General features: G+C 45.4%; 1 protein-coding gene. It reads right to left on the bottom strand.

Annotated features, from left to right (window positions below; genetic code table 11):
- Positions 1 to 1,096: AAA family ATPase (locus BG32_RS13270; RefSeq protein ID WP_121526968.1), on the bottom strand; the 1,096-nt coding region annotated here is incomplete at its 3' end.
- Between the last annotated feature and the right edge of the window lie 394 nt (positions 1,097 to 1,490).

Raw genomic sequence — 1,490 nt, 5'->3', positions numbered from 1 at the left:
GCTTCAATGACTTTATATCGCCTTCTTCCTTTTTCAACACAAGGATATTCTCAATATCGAACATGGAAAGAAAGTATGATGAATGCGTAGTGAGCAAAACCTGCGTCTTGTCACTCAATTCTTTGAATAGCTCAGCTAAAACCGGATACACTCGAGGATGAATTCCTTGATCTGGTTCATCAACAAAAACAAGAGTTGGCGGGAATGGGTGAAGGCATATGAGGGTCCAACATAGTATTCTCAGTGTTCCATCCGAAAGATCGGCCAATGTCAGTTCTTCTCCAACAGAGTCCTCTGACCAGAAGGCCATAACTTGTCCCGGTCCTCCTCTAGCCTTAACAGTGATGTTTCTGAAACTTGGCAGCATCAACCTAAGATAGAACTTCAGTCTTTCAAAGATTTCAGGATACTCTGTCTGTAGATAGAGAAGCACTGCACTCAAGTTGCCGGCGTCCTCATGAAGTATCGGTTCCTGTTCTGTAATCGATGGACGCCTTAGTAGTTCGTTGCTCATTCTGAAAGAGTTGTAGAACCTCCATCTTTGAATATACTCACGTAGATTATAAAGCATAAAGAGTCCAGGATTGTTCATAGTGCTTATCGCCAGCTGATTTGCCTTCAAAAGCTTAATGCTCTGTTCTTTCAACTTTTTGAGTTTAGGTTCGTAGATTATTCCTTCACCATTTCTCAACTCCATATATAGGAAAGGCTTATCGTATTTTGTGGATAGAGGCCGGGAAGTTTCAACCCTTTCGTGATCGACTCGTATTGAACCCATAGGGCCAAGTATGCTGCCAGAATAAATCACATCGGCACTCAAACCTGCATCGATAGTTGCTTCCCATTCAATGCGGTCTTCACCCGGAACGTGAAAGATCCTCATTCCCGAAGATCCCTCAATTATTTCCGAGGGTATCTCTTGGTATGCACTATTTCGCAGAAAGCGCAATAATTCCATCAGACTCGATTTTCCGGACGCATTTGCGCCGATCAATACCTCCAAACTGGAAAGTCCCACTCGGAAATCTTTAAATGGTCTATATCCAGCGATTCTTATGTCTTTCAGTTTGAACTTGTCGAAGTTAATTTGCACCATATGTATCACCACACTATGAATTGCCTTTCATCAAGATTATACATAAAACCATAGGGATTAGGGCCACCGAAGAGCATTGGCAATCAGCTTAAGAAGTGAGCCTTATAAAACACTGGACGCAATGCGCCGAAGATTATCGGCGGACGCAAGGCTGCCTACGGCAGGAGGGTTAAAAACCAGATCCCGTATAGAAGCACTAAGGGATGACAAACCCTTCTCAGGTCAACCGTCAAGGGTCCGCCGTCCTCCGACAAGAGTTGCAAGACGCAAGGCGCCGAAGAGCATCGGCGGTCAGTTTAGAAGTGAGGCTCGCTGGCGCGAGGAAGTGATGCCCGGAGGATTATCCGGGGAAGTGAGGCCGACTACGTCGGGAAGTGATGCTGGCGCTTTCGCG

This window comes from Mesotoga sp. HF07.pep.5.2.highcov, from assembly GCF_003666285.1.
In the GTDB taxonomy this organism is placed as follows: Bacteria; Thermotogota; Thermotogae; order Petrotogales; family Kosmotogaceae; genus Mesotoga; species Mesotoga prima.
Note: the sequence above shows the minus strand (reverse complement) of the source record. Positions and strands in the feature narration are given on the sequence as shown.